The sequence below is a fragment of the Pantoea sp. MQR6 genome (assembly GCF_022761075.1).
GTDB classification, from domain to species: Bacteria; Pseudomonadota; Gammaproteobacteria; order Enterobacterales; family Enterobacteriaceae; genus Pantoea; species Pantoea phytostimulans.
In genome coordinates, this window is sequence record NZ_JAKYXB010000001.1 from 328,564 (window position 1) to 347,948 (window position 19,385).

The window sequence follows — 19,385 nt, forward strand, 5'->3', positions numbered from 1 at the left end:
ATGCACGATCAACACATTGCCGTTAAAACGATCGACCCAAACGAGGTCTTCGTGCTGAGCGCGGAAGAGCATCACGCCATCGAGCACGAGAAACATCATTATGAAGATGCGCGCGCCGCGTCCATCGAAGCGCTGAAAATCGTGCAAAAGCAGCGCGGTTGGGTGCCGGATGGTGCGATTCACGCCATTGCTAAGGTGCTGGGAATTCCGGCCAGTGACGTGGAAGGCGTGGCGACTTTTTACAGCCAAATCTTTCGCCAGCCGGTGGGTCGCCATGTGATTCGTTATTGCGACAGCGTGGTCTGCCATATCACCGGTTATCAAGGTATTCAGGCTGCGCTGGAACAGAACCTGAGTATCAAACCGGGACAAACTACCGCAGATGGCCGCTTTACATTGCTGCCAACCTGTTGTCTCGGCAATTGTGATAAAGGGCCGACCATGATGGTGGATGAAGATACCCACGTTCACTTAACGCCGGAAGCTATCGCCTCATTACTGGAGCAGTATCAATGACAATCAAACAGATCATTCGTACTGCCGAAACGCATCCGCTGACTTGGCGCATGCGCGAGGATAAGCAGCCGGTATGGCTTGAAGAATATCGCAGCAAAAATGGCTACGCTGGCGCAGAGAAAGCGCTAAATAGCATGGCGCCTGACGAAATTGTGGCGCAAGTCAAAGATTCTGGTCTGAAAGGACGCGGCGGTGCAGGCTTCTCTACCGGCTTGAAATGGAGCTTGATGCCGAAAGATGAGTCCATGAACATCCGTTACCTGCTGTGTAACGCCGATGAAATGGAACCCGGCACGTACAAAGATCGCCTGTTGATGGAACAGATGCCACATCAGTTGGTGGAAGGCATGCTGATCAGTGCTTTCGCGCTTAAAGCCTACCGTGGCTACATCTTCCTGCGCGGTGAGTATATTGAAGCCGCAGTGAATCTGCGCCGTGCCATTGCGGAGGCCACCGAAGCTGGTTTCCTTGGTAAAAATATTCTCGGCACCGGTTTTGATTTTGAGTTGATTGTTCACACCGGCGCAGGACGTTACATCTGCGGCGAAGAAACGGCGCTGATCAACTCGCTGGAAGGTCGTCGTGCTAACCCGCGTTCTAAGCCACCTTTCCCTGCCAGCGCGGGTGCATGGGGTAAACCGACGTGTGTTAACAACGTTGAAACGCTGTCGAACGTGCCAGCCATCCTTGCCAACGGCGTAGAGTGGTACAAAGGCATTTCGAAAAGTGACGATGCTGGCACCAAGATGATGGGTTTCTCCGGTCGCGTGAAAAATCCAGGCGTTTGGGAACTGCCGTTTGGCATTACCGCTCGTGAAATTCTCGAAGATTATGCTGGCGGCATGCGCGATGGTTTGCGTTTCAAAGCCTGGCAGCCAGGCGGTGCGGGCACTGACTTCCTGACCGATGAGCATCTCGATCTGCCGATGGAGTTTGCCAGTATCGGTAAAGCGGGCAGTCGTTTAGGAACGGCGCTGGCAATGGCGGTCGATCACGAAATCAACATGGTTTCGCTGGTACGTAACCTGGAAGAGTTCTTTTCGCGTGAATCGTGCGGTTGGTGTACGCCTTGCCGCGACGGTCTGCCGTGGAGCGTGAAAATCCTGCGTGCGCTGGAGGAAAAGCAAGGCCAGCCGGGGGATATCGAAACCTTACTGCAGCTTTGCCGTCAGTTGGGCCCAGGCAAAACCTTCTGCGCACACGCGCCGGGTGCCGTTGAGCCGCTGCAAAGCGCGATTAAATATTTCCGTGAAGAGTTTGAAGCTGGCATTGCGCCGCAGGTGTTTGGCAATACCCGTTCAATCGGTGGTATCCAGCCAAACCTGCTGAAAGCACGCTGGTAATTCGCCGCAGCACACGGAACCAGGCCTTGCGCCGCTGTTCCTGACGCGTTCAGGAACAAGAATATGATTAACGCTCGTTTCTGACGAGCCTTACGGAAGCATGTTCACTATGGCTACAATCCATGTAGACGGTAAAGAGTATGATGTGAACGGAGCGGACAACCTGTTGCAGGCTTGTCTCTCTCTGGGCCTTGATATTCCTTATTTTTGCTGGCACCCGGCGCTGGGAAGCGTGGGCGCCTGCCGCCAATGTGCGGTGAAGCAATTCCAGAATGCCGAAGATACCCGCGGCCGCCTTGTCATGTCCTGCATGACACCGGCTTCTGACGGCACCTTTATTTCTATCGACGATGGCGAAGCCAAAGAATTCCGTGAAAGCGTGGTTGAGTGGTTGATGACCAACCACCCGCACGATTGTCCGGTATGTGAAGAGGGCGGTAACTGCCACCTTCAGGACATGACCGTGATGACCGGCCATAGCTTCCGTCGCTACCGCTTCACCAAACGTACCCATCGCAATCAGGATCTCGGCCCCTTCATTTCTCATGAGATGAACCGCTGTATTGCCTGTTATCGCTGCGTGCGTTACTACAAAGATTATGCGGATGGCACCGACCTCGGTGTGTACGGCGCACATGACAATGTCTATTTCGGTCGCCCGGAAGATGGCACGCTGGAAAGCGAATTCTCCGGTAACCTGGTCGAGATCTGTCCAACCGGCGTGTTCACCGATAAAACGCATTCAGAACGCTATAACCGTAAATGGGACATGCAGTTCGCGCCTAGCATCTGCCAGCAATGCAGCGTCGGCTGTAACACCAGCCCGGGCGAGCGTTACGGTGAATTACGTCGTATTGAAAACCGCTATAACGGTACGGTAAACCACTACTTCCTGTGTGACCGTGGCCGTTTTGGTTATGGCTACGTCAATCTCAAAGATCGCCCACGTCATCCTGTCCTGTTACGTGGCAATGATTGGGTCACGCTCAATGCTGAGCAAGCGGTCAACGCGGGTGCTGACGTATTACGCCAGGCGAAGAAAGTGATCGGTATCGGTTCACCACGCGCCAGCATTGAAAGCAACTTTGCGCTGCGCGAACTGGTGGGTGCTGAAAACTTCTCTACCGGCATGCCAGCAGGTGAGCAAGAGCGTCTTGAACTGATGCTGAAAGTATTGCGTGAAGGCGGAATCTACACGCCAGCGCTGCGCGAAATAGAAAGCTATGATGCCGTGCTGGTGTTGGGCGAAGATCTGACTCAAGTCGGTGCTCGCGTTGCGCTTTCTGTGCGTCAGGCGGTAAAAGGCAAAGCGCGTGATATGGCCGCGGCACAGAAAGTTGCTGATTGGCAAATCGCCGCCATTTTGAATATCGGTCAACACGCTAAGCATCCGCTGTTCGTGACTAACGTCGACGAAACTCGCCTTGATGATATTGCGGCGTGGAGTTATCGCGCGCCGGTTGAAGATCAGGCGCGTTTAGGCTTCGCAATTGCCAATGCGCTGGATGAAACCGCGCCAGTGGTCAGCGATTTTGACAAGAGCCTGAACGGTAAACTGGATGTTGTCGTGCAGGCATTGGCTGGCGCGAAAAAACCGCTGATTATTTCGGGCACCCATTCAGGCAGCACCGCAATGATTGAAGCCGCTGCCAACGTCGCTAAAGCGTTGAAAACGCGCGGCGCCGATGTTGGCATTACCTTGCTGGCTGGACATGCGAACAGCATGGGATTGGGCTTGATGGGCGGTCAGACGCTGGACAGTGCGCTGGAACAGCTGCGTAATGGTGAAGCTGATACGCTGGTCGTGCTGGAAAACGATCTCTATCGCCATGCGCCTAAAGCGCTGGTGGATAATGCTTTGTCCAACGCAACCAACGTCATCGTGGTCGATCATCAACGTACAGCAACGCTGGAAAAAGCGGGTTTAGTTTTCTCTACCGCGAGCTTTGCTGAAAGTGATGGCACCTCAATCAACCATGAAGGTCGCGCTCAACGCTTCTTCCAGGTTTACGATCCGGCCTACTACGATAATAGCATCGTGATGCTGGAAAGCTGGCGCTGGCTGCACTCGCTGCATAGCACACTGGAAAGCCGCCGCGTTGACTGGACCCAATTAGATCACGTCATTGATGCAGTAGTGGCCAAGCTGCCGCAGCTGAAAGGCATTAAAGATGCGGCACCTGATGCGAGCTTCCGTATTCGTGGTCAGAAACTGGCTCGTTCTCCGCACCGCTCAAGTGGACGCACTGCTGCACGCGCCAATATTAACGTGCATGAACCACGTCAGCCGCAAGACAAAGACTCTATGTTTGCCTTCTCTATGGAAGGGAATAACCAGCCATCAGCCGCACGCTCGCAGATTCCCTTTGCCTGGGCGCCGGGTTGGAACTCACCGCAGGCGTGGAACAAGTTCCAGGCTGAAGTGGGGGGCAAATTGCGTAATGGCGATCCGGGTGTACGTCTGTTTGAAGCCAGCGAAGCGCAATTGCCGTGGTTCAGTACGGTGCCTGCTTCCTTCGCAAGTAATGATGGATGGCGTGTTGCGCCTTACTATCAACTGTTCGGTAGCGAAGAGATGTCACAGCGTTCGCCAACCTTCCAGAAGCGGATGTCACAGCCGATGCTGGTGATTAACCCGGACGATGCAGCGAAACTGGGTGTGAACAATGGCGCAGCCGTTGAGTTCACCTGTTTCGGCGAAACACTGCGTCTGCCGGTACGTTTTTCAACCGCGCTGCAAGCAGGGCAGGTGGGTCTGCCGCTGGGTATGCCGGGCGTTCCGCCATTCCTGGCAAACGGCCAAATTGACAAACTGCAGGAGGCGGCGCAATGAGCTGGTTAACACCGGACGTTATCGACATTCTGCTGGCCATCGTGAAAGCCGTAGTGATTTTGCTGGTGGTGGTGGCCTGTGGCGCGTTTATGAGTTTTGCCGAGCGTCGTTTGCTCGGCTTGTTCCAGAACCGTTACGGACCTAACCGTGTCGGCTGGGGCGGCTCGCTCCAGCTGGTGGCGGACATGATCAAAATGTTCTTTAAAGAGGACTGGGTCCCGCCGTTTACCGATCGCTTCATCTTTACTCTGGCACCGGTTATCGCCTTCGTTTCGCTGTTGTTAGCGTTTGCGATTGTGCCGGTTTCGCCGACCTGGATGGTGACAGACCTGAATATTGGTCTGCTGTTTTTCCTGATGATGGCGGGACTTGCGGTTTACGCCGTGCTGTTCGCAGGTTGGTCGAGTAACAACAAATACTCATTGCTTGGTGCCATGCGTGCCTCTGCGCAAACGCTGAGTTACGAAGTATTCCTTGGCCTGTCGCTGATGGGCGTGGTTGCGCAAGCGGGTTCATTCAACATGAATGACATCGTTAATAGCCAAACCCATCTCTGGAACATCATTCCACAGTTCTTCGGCTTCCTGACCTTTTGTATTGCGGGCGTTGCGGTATGTCACCGTCATCCATTTGACCAACCCGAAGCAGAGCAAGAGCTGGCCGATGGTTATCACATTGAATACGCCGGGATGAAGTTTGGTCTGTTCTTCGTCGGCGAATACGTTGCGATTACCACGGTATCGGCGCTGATCGTTACGCTGTTCTTTGGTGGATGGCATGGACCTTTCCTGCCGCCGTTCATCTGGTTCGCCTTGAAAACGGCGTTCTTCATGATGATGTTCATCCTGATACGTGCTGCGCTTCCGCGTCCACGCTACGACCAGGTGCTGTCGTTCGGCTGGAAAGTGTGTCTGCCGTTGACGCTGTTGAACCTGCTGGCGACCGCCGCAGTGATTCTCTACACAGCGCAGTAAGGGGTTAACAAATGACTTTAAAAGATATTGTCGTTGGCTTCGGCACGACAGTTCGCAGTATCTGGATGATAGGCATGCATGCCTTCGCCAAACGCGAAACGCAAATGTACCCGGAAGAGCCGGTTTATCTGCCACCCCGTTATCGCGGTCGTATCGTGTTAACGCGCGATCCAGACGGTGAAGAGCGTTGCGTTGCCTGTAACCTGTGTGCAGTAGCCTGTCCGGTAGGCTGTATTTCATTACAGAAAGCGGAAACCAAAGACGGTCGTTGGTATCCAGAGTTTTTCCGCATCAACTTCTCACGCTGCATTTTTTGTGGCCTGTGTGAAGAAGCTTGTCCGACAACAGCGATTCAGCTGACGCCGGATTTCGAACTCGGCGAGTTTAAACGTCAGGATCTGGTGTACGAGAAAAACGATCTGCTGATCTCTGGTCCGGGTAAATATCCGGAGTACAACTTCTACCGCATGGCGGGTATGGCGATTGACGGTAAAGATAAAGGTGAAGCTGAAAATGAAGCTAAGCCTATCGACGTCAAAGGCTTATTACCTTAAGGAGCGAGGCATGGAATTTGCGTTTTATCTTTGCGGACTGGTGGCGGTGCTAACGACATTGCGCGTTATTACTCACACTAATCCGGTACATGCGTTGCTGTACCTGATCATTTCACTGTTGGCGATTGCGGGTGTGTTCTTCTCGATGGGCGCCTACTTTGCGGGTGCGCTGGAAATCATTGTCTACGCGGGTGCCATCATGGTGCTGTTCGTGTTCGTGGTGATGATGCTGAACTTGGGCAAAGCCACCGAGAGCCAGGAACGTGAATGGCTGAAGCCTTCGTTGTGGATTGGTCCCGGTATCGTGTCGCTACTGCTGTTAGCGGTAATGGTCTATGCCATTCTGACGGCAAACGACCAAGGCATTGACGGCAAAATTATCGATGCGAAAGCGGTCGGCATTAGCCTGTTCGGTCCTTACGTTTTAGCCGTTGAGTTGGCATCAATGCTGCTGTTGGCTGGTCTGGTCGTCGCGTTCCATATTGGTCGCGAAGAGCGTCAGGGCGAAGTGCTGAGTAATCGCTCAGTAGATGCACAGCAAGCGAATAAGGAGCAAGCATGATCCCTCTACAACACGGATTGATTCTCGCCGCCGTGCTGTTTGTCCTCGGACTGACTTCACTGGTACTACGTCGCAACCTGCTGTTCATGCTGATTGGTCTTGAGATCATGATCAATGCTGCAGCGCTGGCGTTAGTGGTGGCGGGCAGTTACTGGGGACAAGCCGACGGTCAGGTAATGTATATCCTGGCAATCAGCCTTGCTGCAGCCGAAGCCAGTATTGGCCTGGCGCTGCTGCTCCAGCTTTATCGTCGTCGTCAGACGCTGAACATTGATACTGTGAGCGAGATGCGCGGATGAATCTTCTCTATTTAACTGTACTGTTTCCGTTAATTGGCTTTTTGCTGTTAGCGTTTTCTCGCGGTCGCTGGTCAGAGAACTTGTCGGCAGCGGTTGGCATGGGATCGGTTGGACTGGCAGCGCTGGTAACGGTGTATGCGGGCTTTGATTTCTTTGCCAACGGCCAGCAGATTTTCACCCAGCCACTGTGGACATGGATGCAGGTCGGCAACTTTGATATCAAAGTGAATTTAACGCTGGATGGCCTGTCGCTGACCATGCTGTCGGTAGTAACCGGCGTGGGTTTCTTCATCCATATGTTTGCATCTTGGTATATGCGCGGAGAAGAGGGTTATTCTCGCTTCTTCGCTTATACCAACCTGTTTATCGCCAGCATGGTTGTTTTGGTACTGGCCGATAACCTGATGCTGATGTATCTCGGTTGGGAAGGCGTAGGTCTCTGCTCTTACTTGCTGATTGGTTTCTATTACAGCAATCCAGAAAACGGCAAAGCGGCGATGAAAGCTTTTATCATCACGCGCGTCGGTGACGTCTTTCTCGCGTTTGCGCTGTTCATTCTCTACAACGAGTTGGGCACGCTGAACTTCCGCGAGATGGTGGAGTTAGCGCCGGCACACTTCGCCGCCGATAACCATATGCTGCAATGGGCAACCTTGATGCTGTTAGGTGGTGCGGTGGGTAAATCTGCTCAGCTGCCATTGCAGACATGGTTAGCCGATGCGATGGCAGGTCCAACACCGGTTTCGGCACTGATCCACGCCGCTACCATGGTCACGGCCGGTGTTTACCTGATTGCCCGCAGCCACGGCTTGTTCCTGTTAACGCCGGAAGTTCTGCATCTGGTTGGCATTATTGGTGCTATCACGCTGGTGCTGGCAGGTTTTGCTGCTCTGGTGCAAACCGACATCAAACGCGTTCTCGCCTACTCCACCATGAGCCAGATTGGTTACATGTTCCTGGCGTTGGGCGTGCAGGCGTGGGATGCAGCTATTTTCCATCTGATGACGCATGCTTTCTTTAAAGCGTTGCTGTTCCTCTCTTCAGGCTCCGTTATTTTGGCCTGTCACCATGAACAGAACATCTTCAAAATGGGCGGCCTGCGTAAAAGTATTCCGCTGGTATATACCTGCTTCCTCGTTGGCGGTGCCGCTTTGGCTGCGCTGCCGCTGATTACCGCAGGCTTCTACAGTAAAGATGAGATCTTGTTTGGTGCATTAGCCAACGGCCATATCAACCTCATGGTTGCCGGTTTGGTCGGCGCGTTCCTGACCTCTATTTATACCTTCCGCATGATCTTCATCGTTTTCCACGGCGAAGAGAAAATCCATGCGCATGCCGGCAAAGGCATTACCCATCATCTGCCATTGATTGTGTTGCTGGTGCTGTCGACCTTTATTGGCGCGTTAATTACGCCGCCATTAGCGGGTGTGTTACCCGCCAATGAGTTTGGTGAAGAAGGCAAGGTAGGTCTGGAAATCGCCTCAGGCGTGGTTGCGGTTGTTGGTATTCTGATCGCCGCTGCGCTGTGGCTGGGCAAACGCCAGCTGGTGACCAGCATCGCCAACAGTGCGCCGGGTCGTTTCTTCGGCACATGGTGGTTTGCTGCCTGGGGCTTTGACTGGCTCTACGACAAAGTATTCGTTAAACCTTATCTGGGCATTGCGTGGCTGCTGAAGCGTGATCCGCTCAATGGTTTGATGAACTTGCCTGCGCTGCTTTCACGTATCGCCAATAAAGGATTGGTGGTGAGTGAAAATGGTTACCTGCGCTGGTATGTCGCATCAATGAGCGTGGGTGCCGTGGTGGTGCTGGCGCTGATGTTGGTGATTTAAAGGTTAATGCGTGGGATGAGGTCTCGATCTCATCCCAGAACGAGATTGTAAAATTACCTGAGATATTAGGGCGTCATCGGCGAAGCCAGTTTACTTAACGCCAGTGCACAGCAACCGGAGCGTACTAACGTACGTGAGGAATGCGGGCACTGCCGGGAACTAAAGTGGCGAGCAAGATAGCCCGCTTAGGATCATAAAAGGGAACAAAACGCCGTGTTACTACCTTGGCTAATCATAATCCCCTTCGTCGGTGGCTTGCTCTGCTGGCTAACCGAGCGCCTCGGCGCGAAGGTGCCACGCTGGATCGCCCTGATCACCATGGGGCTGACATTGGCGCTTTCGCTGCAATTGTGGTTGCAGGGAGGCTATTCACTCACGCAGGCAGCGGGTATTCCGCAGTGGCAATCGAGTTTCTCAGTGCCGTGGATCCCTCGCTTCGGCATTAGCTTCCATCTGGCTATTGATGGCCTGTCACTGCTCATGGTGGTGCTGACAGGTTTGCTCGGCCTGATGGCGGTGCTCTGTTCCTGGAACGAAATCAATAAGTATCAGGGCTTTTTCCACCTTAACCTGATGTGGATTTTGGGTGGGGTCATCGGTGTGTTCCTCTCCATCGATATGTTCCTGTTCTTCTTCTTCTGGGAAATGATGCTGGTGCCGATGTACTTCCTCATCGCACTCTGGGGTCATAAAGCCTCCGACGGCAAAACCCGCATTACCGCAGCAACCAAATTCTTCATCTATACCCAGGCTTCGGGTCTGGTGATGTTGATAGCGATTCTCGGCTTGGTATTTGTACATTACAGCGCGACTGGCGTCTGGACGTTTAATTACGAACTGCTGCTGAACACGCCGATGTCAAAAACCGTTGAATATCTGCTGATGCTGGGCTTCTTTATTGCCTTTGCGGTAAAAATGCCGGTGGTGCCGTTACACGGCTGGTTACCGGATGCACACAGCCAGGCACCTACTGCAGGTTCGGTTGACCTCGCCGGCATTTTGCTGAAAACCGCCGCTTACGGTTTGTTGCGCTTCAGTCTACCGCTGTTTCCTAATGCGTCGGCAGAGTTTGCACCTATCGCTATGTGGCTGGGTATTCTCGGCATTTTCTACGGTGCATGGATGGCCTTTGCACAAACCGATATCAAACGCCTGATTGCTTACACCTCAATTTCGCATATGGGCTTTGTACTGATTGCGATCTATACCGGAAGCCAGTTGGCGTTCCAGGGTGCAGTGATTCAGATGATTGCACACGGCCTGTCCGCCGCTGCGCTGTTCATCTTGTGTGGTCAGCTGTATGAGCGCTTACACACGCGAGACATGCGTGAGATGGGCGGTTTATGGTCGCGCATTAAATGGATTCCTGGTCTGTCACTGTTCTTTGCGGTCGCTAATTTGGGTATGCCGGGCACCGGTAACTTTGTCGGTGAATTCATGATCCTCACCGGCAGTTTCCAGGTTGTGCCGGTCATTATCGTGATTGCGACCTTCGGTCTGGTATTTGCTTCTGTTTATTCATTGATCATGATGCAGCGCGCCTATTACGGCGAAGCGAAGTCAAAAGAGCCGCTGCCGGGCATGTCCCCACGCGAGTTCGGGACGATTGGTGTGTTAGTGGTGCTGTTGGTGTTGTTGGGTATCTATCCACAACCGATTCTGGACACCTCGCACGCTGCAATGAGCAATATTCAGCAGTGGTTTACCGCTTCAATTTCAACTACAAGGCCGTAATTCGCCATGACAATAACTCCTCAACAATTGATCGCGTTGCTGCCGCTGTTGATCGTCGGATTGACGGTGGTGGTTGTGATGCTGTCCATTGCCTGGCGACGCAACCATTTTGTTAACGCCACGCTAACGGTGATTGGCCTCAATCTCGCGCTGTTCTCGCTTTACTTTGTTGGCCAGGTTGGCCCAATGGACGTCACGCCGCTGATGCGCGTGGATGGCTATGCCATGTTCTATACCGCGCTGGTGATGCTGGCGAGTCTGGCAACCTGTACCTTCGCCTATCCTTGGTTGGTCGGGTTCCCAGACAACAAGGATGAGTTCTACCTGCTGGTGCTGATTGCTGCACTGGGCGGTGTCGTGCTGGCGAGTGCCAACCATCTTGCTTCGTTGTTCATCGGTATTGAACTGCTGTCGCTGCCGCTGTTTGGCTTAATTGGTTACGCTTTCCGACAGAAACGCTCGCTGGAAGCGGCACTGAAATACACCATTCTGTCGGCAGCAGCATCATCGTTCCTGCTGTTTGGTATTGCACTGGTCTACGCTGATTCAGGCAGCCTGAGTTTCGTTGAGCTGGGCAAGAGCCTGAATGACACCATGATTCAGGAGCCGCTGCTGTTGGTGGGCCTGGGCATGATGATCATCGGTCTTGGCTTTAAACTGTCGCTGGTGCCGTTCCATCTTTGGACGCCAGACGTTTATCAGGGTGCGCCAGCGCCGGTTTCTACTTTCCTGGCCACCGCCAGTAAAATTGCCATTTTTGGCGTGATCATGCGTCTGTTTATGTACGCACCCGTCACTGATAGTGAAGCAGTTCGCACGGTGCTGGGCATCATCGCCTTTGTGTCGATTCTGTTCGGTAACCTGATGGCGATCTCGCAGAGCAACATCAAGCGCCTGCTGGGCTACTCCTCCATTGCGCACCTCGGTTATCTGCTGGTCGCGTTGATCGCGGTGAAATCACATCAGCTGTCGCTGGAAACCGCCGGTGTTTATCTGGCCGGTTATCTGTTCAGCAGTCTTGGCGCGTTTGGTGTGGTTAGCTTGATGTCCAGCCCTTATCGTGGCCCGGACGCAGATTCGCTTTACTCTTATCGAGGTCTGTTCTGGCATCGTCCGATTTTGTCAGCGGTGATGACAGTGATGATGTTGTCACTGGCAGGTATACCAATGACCTTAGGCTTTATCGGTAAGTTCTACGTTATCGCCTCTGGCGTCAGCGCGAATCTGTGGTGGTTGACCGGCGCGGTCGTCGCCGGTAGTGCCATTGGCCTCTATTACTACCTGCGCGTTACGGTGAGCTTGTATCTTAGCCCGCCGGAACTGCACACCCGTGATACACCGGCTAACTGGGCGTTTACCGCTGGCGGTGTTGTGGTACTGATCTCCGCGATATTGGTACTGCTGTTAGGTATTTATCCGCAGCCGCTGATTAATCTGGTGCAGATGGCTCAGCCGTTGATGTAAGCAAAGCCGTGAAATAGCCGAATCAGGCCCTTTGGGCCTGATTTTTTTTTGCCTGTAATCTGACAATCCTGCCTGTCGTTGCTAATTTTTAATCAGTGTTAAATTCGCCGCGCAGAGGTTTTGTGATCAAGCTGATCTTTCTATTAACCGGTGCACAGGTGCTGCGCAGGCGTTGGTATTGGCTGGCGATTGGCGGCGTCATTCTGTTAGCCTTTGCCTTCTTGATCCTTTACGACATTGGCAGCGATGGCTTGTTATCGGTGCCGTTAGACACGCTGGCGATTTTGTTCATCATCGAAGGCGTGGTGCAGATGGTCTTGGCCATGACCAAGGAGATGCTCATCGACTGGCTAACCCTGCTCAAAGGCGTGGGGTTTTTATTTATCGCCTTTCTGATCTTCGATATCCCGGAAGATAACAATGATGTTTCAGCGTTGCTGTTTGGCATCGCTTTCTTTCTCGACGGCTGTTTTCGCATCGCGGCTGCGCTGGTACTGCGCGGCGTACGTTGGCAAAAGCACTGTTTTACGGGCGCCATAGAATTGCTGCTCAGCGTAGTGATCATCAGCGACTGGCCATTCCATCATCATATTGCGGTACCACTTTGCTTTGCGCTGCTGCTGTTAAGCATTGCGACCAGTTTATTGTTAATGGCGCGTCAGGCGCGTTTGCTTACCGAGGAAAGTTCAGTCACCGTACTGCCGCTGTTTCAGGCTGCAGGATTACGGCGCTGGCACGGTAGCCGCTACGATCATCCCAGCTTTCCCGATTTGCCGCCGTCGCAAACGTTAACGGTCTATGTCTGGACACCGGTGGGTTCCAGTGTGGTACGCGAGCGTTATCGTATTATTGACCGTTATATCGCTGCGGTGGATCACAATGGGGTGATTTCCACTGGCCACGCGGCGCTAGAAGCGGGCGATAATCTCTATGTCAGCCACTATCCGCGTGACGAAATCGATCGCGACAGCGGTAATTTTCGCGCCGTGCTGCGTGCCGGAGAACACAATGATGTTGCTGGACGTTTTCTGCCTTCGCTGGCAGAGGAAGTTGCTGGCTGGTGTCGGCCTGACAAACAGGTTATTTTTCCGCACTACAACTTAATTGCATTGCAGCATTACTGGCAGCGCTATAGCGCCGACAGTACCTATAACCTTACGGCGCGTAATTGCTCATCCACCGTAGTTCAGGCGCTGGACGTGGCTCTGGAAGGCATTTTAGCCAGGCAGCCCTATGCTGGATTTCGTCTGTTAAGCGATCCCAACTTTTGGTTATTGGGCGTGGTACGTGGCCGTGCTGAAGAGATGACGTGGACGCCGGGTTTGGTATTGGATTATGTCAGTTTGCTGAAAAGGGTCATTGAACCTCAGTCAAGCCAGTTGTGGCCGATTCGCTTGTGGCAAAGTTTACGGTTGCGATATGTGCTGTGGCAGCAGAAAAGAGTGCCGTCGCGCAGTATTATCAAATGACGTTCAAAGCGAATACCGTCAATAAGGAAAACAGATGGAAATTACCTGGCTGGATCTTCATCATCGCGATTTAACCGTACAGCAGCTTTATGCGTTGTTGGCGTTACGCTGTGAAGTGTTTGTGGTTGAGCAAATGTGTCCCTATCTCGACGTTGATGGTCAGGATTTAATGGCTGAAAATCGGCATTTGTTAGGAATGCGTGGCGATGAGCTGGTGGCTTATGCACGAATTCTTTCACCGTTAGATGAGATCAGCCCAGTGAAAATTGGTCGGGTGATTGTTTCGGATCAGGCTCGTCGCATCAATCTGGGGAATCGTCTGATGGAGCAGGTGCTGGTGAGCTGTAAAAAACAGTGGCCGGACTCCCCGCTGTTTCTCTCTGCCCAGGCGCATCTGCAAAAATTTTACGGACGACACGGTTTCCTCCCGGTCAGTGAGGAGTACCTCGAAGATGATATTCCGCACATTGATATGCAGAAATAATCGGTAGACAGAAATAAGAGATAAAAAAACGGCGAGGAATGTTCCTCGCCGTTCTGTTTAGCCCGGCGTCATCTGCCGATCATCAACGTGTTTACGTTGATCTGGCGGCGGCGGGAAATATTGATAAAGCCAGGTTTCACTCAACGTCTCATCCTTGGTACGCAGGAACAGACGCATTTCGACCGGCTTGGTTGAGTCGCTGTTGGGATACCAGTCAAACAGAATGCGATAACCATTGATCGGCTCGACATAAAGAATCTCAACCTGCTTAAACGTACCAGAAGAAACGGTAATTACCGGTTCAATCCCTTTCGGCGCAGCAGCTTTCAAATCGCCACCGACGAAGTCGATAGCAAAACGGCGGCACCAGGTATCAGGGAAATGTTCGCCCGGAGCCCAGCCTTCTGGGAAGCCGCCAATACCGGTACGCGTAGCATCAACGCGCGCCAGCCCACTGCGAACCGGTGGTAAGCCACTCCAGTACAACTTGTAAGAGAAGCTGAATTCGCTACCAGCTTTTACCGGTTCGGTGGGTTGCCAGAAGCAGACAATGTTATCCAGCGTTTCTCCGGTAGTAGGGATTTCCATCAAATTGATGGCACCTTTACCCCATTTTCCCACCGGTTCAACCCACAGGCTTGGACGTTTGTCATACCAGCCAATCACATCCTGATAATCCTTAAAGTCATGGTTCAGCTGCAGCAAACCAAAACCGCGTGGGTTTTCATCTTCATAAGCGTTGAACTGCAGGCGCTGCGGATTATTCAAGGGGCGGGCAATCCATTCGCCTTTTCCGGTCCACATCGCCAGGCGATCGGAGTCATGGATCTGCGGATGATAGGTATTGCACATGCGGCGTTCATTGGTGCCGCAGCTAAACATGCTGGTCATTGGCGAAATGCCAAGCTGACGAATCTCTTTACGCGCGAACAGGTGGTTTTCAACCTCCATCACCACGCGCTTCTCTTCGCAATGGATGATGAACTTGTATGCGCCAGTCAGGCTGGCACCATCCAACAGGGCGTAGCAGGTGAAGGTGGTGTCATCTGCATCCGGCGTTTCAAACCAAAACGCGGTGAAGTCAGGGAATTCTTCCTGGCCGTTGCTGAAGGTATTTACCGCTACACCACGCGCCGACAAACCATACTGGAAAGTGTCATCAACGGCGCGGAAGTAACTGGCACCTAAAAATGAAACGATGTCACGGCGTGCCAGTTCAGGCTTTTTAAATGCACGGAATCCGGCGAAGCCGAGGTCATTTTTTCCTTCAAGCTGTTTGGTATCGACTTTGGCATTGTTGTAGTTGAACAACTCCGGGCGAAAGTGAATTTCGCGGGCCTGGCGGCTATCGCCATCCACCGAGAACATACGGATGCGGCGCTTAAAGCCCATGCCAACGTGAAAGAATTGCACATCCAGTTCGCGGTCAGGAATGGTGTTCCACAAGGAGTGATTCGCATCGTACTGAATTTCGTTGTAGGCCTGCGGCGTTAACGTAGCCAGTGTTTCAGGCAACGCACCCGGCGCGCCACCCCAAGGTTGCTTCGCCAAACTGGCCGCTTGCTTCTTCAATACGTCGAAATCGAAGCGTACTGCGGTTCCGTCAGCAATGCCATCTTCTGCCCAGGCGGATTGCGCAAACAGCGTCGACAGGCCAGTCATACCGCTAACAGCGGAGAAGGCCATTGACGCTTTCATAAACATTCTTCGATTCATGCCAGAGATCTTTCCTTAGCTGTTCGAGTTTGTCGTGACTGTCGTGCGAAATGCACTTTCATGGCCTGATAATCGCAGGCAACAGGAGGGTACGACAGCCGGGTAGTTGAAAAATTCAGTCCGAACAAAATTTATCAGATTAATCAAAGAAGCGAAGGGAAATTGTCGGCTGACGCGCCTGGCTTGCACTTCTTTGCATCGATAAAAGCGTAGCGTGAAAAGAAAAATCACGTTAACAAATGAAAACTCGGGTGATTCCTGGTAAGTGAAAGCGGCAGAGCGCAAATTAGTGGCTATAGTTAAGGAACTGCTTTGCAATGTACACGGAGGAAACAATGGTAAAAGAGACTGAACCGTTTGAGACTGGCCTGGATGATGATTTAGCGCTGCTGACAGAAACGCTGGAAGAAGTGTTGAAGTCATCGGGCGATCCGGCCGACCAGAAATACATTGAGCTCAAAACTAAAGCGGAGCAGGCGCTGCATGATGTTAAATCACGCGTCAGCCAGGCGTCAGATAGCTATTATTATCGCGCCAAACAAGCCGCTTACCGCGCTGATGATTATGTACATGAACAGCCTTGGAAAGGCATCGGTATTGGCGCCACCGCCGGGCTGGTGCTTGGGCTGCTGCTGGCGCGTCGTTAAGCTGCGTCAGACGTTATAAAACGGCGGGTTTTCCCGCCGTTGCTTTATGTTGCCTGTCACTTTGACCCACGCACAGCGTCGGTATCATGATGTTTACCCCGAAAGATTCCCCTCACGATTTGACTGCTGTTTTGTCCGCCAATGTGGCACAACTCTGCCGCTATACACTAAAACCGCCTATTCGCATGCGATCGATTGTGTTTCGTCGGCAGGCTTTCTAAAGTGGAACCCTCGGCAAAAGGAGAACGATACGTGATTAGAGTAGAGATGCTGTCAACCGGTGATGAGGTACTGCATGGCCAAATCGTCGATACCAATGCGGCCTGGCTGGCCGATGTGCTGTTCCAGCAAGGTTTACCCATGACCAGTCGAAGCACGGTAGGCGACGCCATGGATTCACTGGTTGAGACTTTGCTGGCACGCAGTCACGAAGCCGACGTATTGATTGTTAATGGCGGGCTTGGCCCCACCAGCGACGATCTCAGCGCGCAAGCTGCAGCAAAAGCCTGCGGTGTAGAACTCAAAATGCAGCAAGAATGGCTGGAAAACATGGAAGCCTGGTTTGCCAGTCGAGGCCGCATCATGGCACCGAGCAATCGCAAGCAGGCGGAAATACCGGCCAATGCTGAGATGCTGGATAATCCCGTCGGCACTGCCTGCGGTTTTGCGCTACAGCTCAATCGCTGCTGGATGTTCTTTACGCCTGGCGTACCCTCTGAATTCAAAACTATGGTTGAGCAGCAAATCATTCCGCGTTTGAAAAGTAAGTTTGAACTGCCTGAACCGCCGCTTTGCCTGCGCCTGACCACCTTTGGTCGCGGCGAAAGCGATCTGGCAGCGGAGCTAGAACCGCTGGCCCTGCCAGAAGGTGTGGTGATGGGTTATCGCTCTTCCATGCCGATCATAGAAATCAAACTTACCGGGCCGGCCAGTCAGCGCATCGCGATGGAGCAGGTTTGGCAACAGGTTCGGCTGCAACTGGCTGAATGCACCATTTTTGAAGGCACCGAAGGATTTCCCGCCTTGTTAGCGCGTGAATTAAAAGATCGGGATCTGCAGTTGGCGATCAGTGAACAATTCACGGCGGGTCTGCTGAACTGGCAGCTAGCCTCAGCTGAGGTGCCGCTCAGTGCCGCAGAAGTTCTGCCGCAGCAGGCTGAAACACTGGAAGATCAGGTAACACGCACAGCAAGCGTGGCAGCACGGCAGCAGACGCCGCTGGCGTTGTCTGTGGGCGCATTAGAAGAAGGGGAAGTCGCTATCGCACTGCATACGCCTGAAGCGACGTGGGGACAGCGAGTGAAGTTTACACACGGACGGCATAATCAGGAGACGCGGCAGAAAGTGGTGGCGATGATGGCAATGAACATGCTGCGCCGCTGGCTACACGGCAGCGAAGTCAGCACCGGTCACGGCTGGATTGATATTCTTGAAACGGTGAAGCGTTAAATAACCCAGTAAACTAAAGCACAACGGGCGCCTACGTAAGGCGCCCGTTGTGTTTATAGCGCGATCTCAATCTCACCTTTGGCTCGGCAACAACAGGGAAGAATCTCGCCCTGTTCCACAAACGCCAGCGGCGTTTCGGCGTAATACACTTCGCCTTTGAGCAAGCGCGTACGGCACGATCCGCAATAACCTTCCCGACACTGAAATTCCACACAAATATTTTGTGCTTCAAGCATTGCCAGCAGATTGGGATGATCGTCTGCGCACTCCAGCCGGGTGCCGGAAGTGCGCAGAATAACGATGGAGCGACTCATGCTTACAGCTGGAAGTCGTCGAAGTCGTTTTCACCCACTTCAGAGTCGATTTGGCCGACCAGATAGGAGCTCACTTCTACTTCCTGCGGTGCAACCTGAACGTTATCAGACACCAGCCATGAGTTAATCCATGGAATAGGGTTAGAGCGCGTCTGGAACGGTAAATCAAGGCCGACCGCCTGCATACGAATATTGGTGATGTACTCAATGTACTGGCACAAAATGTCTTTATTCAGGCCGATCATTGAGCCGCCACTGAACAGATATTCCGCCCACTCTTTTTCTTGCAGCGCCGCTTTCTTGAACAGCTCAAAACACTCTTCACGACATTCAGCCGCAATCTCTTTCATTTCTGGATCGTCTTCACCGGTGCGCAGCAGGTTCAGCATGTGCTGAGTGCCGGTCAGGTGCAGCGCTTCATCACGGGCGATCAAACGAATGATTTTGGCGTTGCCTTCCATCAGTTCGCGCTCGGCAAAAGCAAAGGAGCAGGCGAAACTAACGTAAAAGCGAATGGCTTCCAGCGCATTGACGCTCATCAGGCAGATGTAGAGCTGTTTCTTCAACGCACGTAGGCTAACGACAACCGTTTTGCCGTTGATCTCATGCGTACCTTCACCGAACAAGTGCCAATGGCTGGTCATCTCGATCAGGTCATCGTAGTAGCCGGAAATATCTTCCGCACGGGCCAGGATCTGCTCGTTGGTCACGATGTCATCAAACACCACCGCGGGATCGTTAACGATGTTACGGATGATATGGGTGTAAGAGCGCGAGTGAATCGTCTCGGAGAACGCCCAGGTTTCAATCCAGGTTTCCAGCTCTGGGATCGAAATCAGCGGCAACAACGCGACGTTCGGGCTACGACCCTGAATCGAATCCAGCAGCGTTTGATATTTCAGGTTGCTGATAAAAATGTGTTTTTCATGCTCGGGCAACGCCTGATAATCGATACGATCGCGTGAAACATCGATTTCTTCTGGACGCCAGAAAAAGGAAAGTTGCTTCTCGATCAGTTTTTCAAAAATGTCATATTTTTGCTGGTCAAAGCGCGCCACGTTAACCGACTGACCGAAAAACATCGGCTCTTTCAGCTGGTCATTTTTGTTTTGTGAAAAGGTGGAGTAGGCCATAAAAACTGTCCAAAAGTAGACGGGACGCGCAAGAGTCCCGTGAAATGACTAAGGCGGGATAA

The 19,385-nt window shown here is 52.7% G+C and carries 17 protein-coding genes; 14 read left to right on the forward strand and 3 right to left on the reverse strand.

Annotated features, from left to right (window positions below; genetic code table 11):
- The 12 genes from nuoE (at position 1) to MUG06_RS01610 (ending at position 14,064) form a co-directional block, all read left to right on the forward strand.
- Entirely contained in the window at positions 1 to 516 is a 516-nt protein-coding gene (gene nuoE, locus MUG06_RS01555; RefSeq protein WP_243077517.1) for an NADH-quinone oxidoreductase subunit NuoE, read from the forward strand.
- Positions 517 to 518: 2 nt separating this feature from the next.
- Positions 519 to 1,859 (forward strand): NADH-quinone oxidoreductase subunit NuoF, encoded by a 1,341-nt coding sequence (nuoF, locus tag MUG06_RS01560; RefSeq protein WP_215848237.1) that lies wholly within the window; start codon positions 519 to 521, stop codon positions 1,857 to 1,859.
- Between the two features lie 109 nt (positions 1,860 to 1,968).
- Complete coding sequence (gene nuoG, locus MUG06_RS01565; protein WP_243077518.1) at positions 1,969 to 4,692, forward strand: NADH-quinone oxidoreductase subunit NuoG; 2,724 nt, start codon at positions 1,969 to 1,971, stop codon at positions 4,690 to 4,692.
- A complete protein-coding gene (gene nuoH / locus MUG06_RS01570) occupies positions 4,689 to 5,666 on the forward strand; it encodes an NADH-quinone oxidoreductase subunit NuoH (RefSeq protein WP_215846110.1) in 978 nt (325 codons plus the stop codon). The genes nuoG and nuoH overlap by 4 nt, the downstream gene beginning before the upstream one ends.
- Positions 5,667 to 5,677: 11 nt before the next feature.
- Positions 5,678 to 6,220 (forward strand): NADH-quinone oxidoreductase subunit NuoI, encoded by a 543-nt coding sequence (nuoI, locus tag MUG06_RS01575; RefSeq protein ID WP_215846111.1) that lies wholly within the window; start codon positions 5,678 to 5,680, stop codon positions 6,218 to 6,220.
- Between the two features lie 10 nt (positions 6,221 to 6,230).
- Entirely contained in the window at positions 6,231 to 6,782 is a 552-nt protein-coding gene (nuoJ, locus tag MUG06_RS01580) for an NADH-quinone oxidoreductase subunit J (protein ID WP_215846113.1), read from the forward strand.
- Positions 6,779 to 7,081, forward strand: coding sequence for an NADH-quinone oxidoreductase subunit NuoK (gene nuoK, locus MUG06_RS01585; protein ID WP_013509877.1), 303 nt, complete (start codon positions 6,779 to 6,781; stop codon positions 7,079 to 7,081). Before nuoJ ends, nuoK begins: the two co-directional genes overlap by 4 nt.
- Positions 7,078 to 8,913 carry an NADH-quinone oxidoreductase subunit L gene (nuoL, locus tag MUG06_RS01590; RefSeq protein WP_215846115.1) on the forward strand — a complete coding sequence of 612 codons (1,836 nt, stop codon included), beginning with the start codon at positions 7,078 to 7,080 and terminating at the stop codon, positions 8,911 to 8,913. The genes nuoK and nuoL overlap by 4 nt, the downstream gene beginning before the upstream one ends.
- A gap of 213 nt (positions 8,914 to 9,126) precedes the next feature.
- Positions 9,127 to 10,647, forward strand: a complete 1,521-nt coding sequence (nuoM, locus tag MUG06_RS01595) for an NADH-quinone oxidoreductase subunit M (RefSeq protein WP_215846117.1) — start codon at positions 9,127 to 9,129, stop codon at positions 10,645 to 10,647.
- 6 nt (positions 10,648 to 10,653) lie between these two features.
- Positions 10,654 to 12,111, forward strand: coding sequence for an NADH-quinone oxidoreductase subunit NuoN (gene nuoN, locus MUG06_RS01600; protein ID WP_215846119.1), 1,458 nt, complete (start codon positions 10,654 to 10,656; stop codon positions 12,109 to 12,111).
- Between the two features lie 122 nt (positions 12,112 to 12,233).
- Positions 12,234 to 13,580, forward strand: coding sequence for a hypothetical protein (locus MUG06_RS01605; protein WP_243077519.1), 1,347 nt, complete (start codon positions 12,234 to 12,236; stop codon positions 13,578 to 13,580).
- A 34-nt stretch (positions 13,581 to 13,614) separates the two neighbouring features.
- Positions 13,615 to 14,064: a GNAT family N-acetyltransferase gene (locus MUG06_RS01610; RefSeq protein WP_215846122.1), complete on the forward strand. Its 450-nt coding sequence runs from the start codon at positions 13,615 to 13,617 to the stop codon at positions 14,062 to 14,064.
- Positions 14,065 to 14,121: 57 nt separating this feature from the next.
- On the opposite strand, the gene MUG06_RS01615 is transcribed toward MUG06_RS01610, so the two are convergent.
- Positions 14,122 to 15,780 (reverse strand): glucan biosynthesis protein, encoded by a 1,659-nt coding sequence (locus MUG06_RS01615; RefSeq protein WP_215846124.1) that lies wholly within the window; start codon positions 15,778 to 15,780, stop codon positions 14,122 to 14,124.
- Between the two features lie 335 nt (positions 15,781 to 16,115).
- Here MUG06_RS01615 and elaB point away from each other — a divergent pair, with 335 nt between their 5' ends.
- The gene (gene elaB, locus MUG06_RS01620) at positions 16,116 to 16,427 is read left to right on the forward strand and encodes a stress response protein ElaB (protein ID WP_215846125.1); all 312 of its coding nucleotides are present in this window, start codon (positions 16,116 to 16,118) and stop codon (positions 16,425 to 16,427) included.
- A 252-nt stretch (positions 16,428 to 16,679) separates the two neighbouring features.
- Positions 16,680 to 17,876, forward strand: coding sequence for a nicotinamide mononucleotide deamidase-related protein YfaY (locus tag MUG06_RS01625; protein ID WP_243077520.1), 1,197 nt, complete (start codon positions 16,680 to 16,682; stop codon positions 17,874 to 17,876).
- A 53-nt stretch (positions 17,877 to 17,929) separates the two neighbouring features.
- On the opposite strand, the gene yfaE is transcribed toward MUG06_RS01625, so the two are convergent.
- A complete protein-coding gene (gene yfaE, locus MUG06_RS01630) occupies positions 17,930 to 18,190 on the reverse strand; it encodes a class I ribonucleotide reductase maintenance protein YfaE (protein WP_215846126.1) in 261 nt (86 codons plus the stop codon).
- A gap of 2 nt (positions 18,191 to 18,192) precedes the next feature.
- Positions 18,193 to 19,323 (reverse strand): class Ia ribonucleoside-diphosphate reductase subunit beta, encoded by a 1,131-nt coding sequence (gene nrdB / locus MUG06_RS01635; protein ID WP_215846127.1) that lies wholly within the window; start codon positions 19,321 to 19,323, stop codon positions 18,193 to 18,195.
- Between the last annotated feature and the right edge of the window lie 62 nt (positions 19,324 to 19,385).